This is a genomic window from Crenobacter sp. CS_VA4, from assembly GCF_055597485.1.
Genome location: NZ_JBVMAE010000165.1, coordinates 1 through 250, shown reverse-complemented (window position 1 = coordinate 250; position 250 = coordinate 1). Strand labels below are relative to the sequence as shown.

Genomic DNA, 250 nt, shown 5'->3' with positions numbered 1-250 from the left:
CCTGCGTGAGGTGGTCGAGGGTGCTCAACCGGCGCGCGAACGGGTAGGGGTGCTCGAACGCGGTGCCGGCCGTGATGCCGAAGCCCAGGTTCTCGGTGACCGCGGCCATCGCGCTCACCAGCAGGATCGGGTCGTTCACCGGCACCTGCGCGCCGTTGCGGATAGCGGCCTCGTTCGTGCCGCCGTACACGTCATAGGTGCCGAGCACGTCGGCGATGAAGATGCCGTCGAAGGTGGCGCTCTCCAGCAG

The 250-nt window shown here is 68.8% G+C and carries 1 protein-coding gene; it reads right to left on the bottom strand.

Going from position 1 to position 250, the window contains the following annotated elements; all coding sequences use genetic code 11:
* A partial coding sequence (locus tag ACZ2IA_RS23175) for an LLM class flavin-dependent oxidoreductase (RefSeq protein WP_470294931.1) occupies window positions 1-250 on the bottom strand: 250 nt, incomplete at both ends.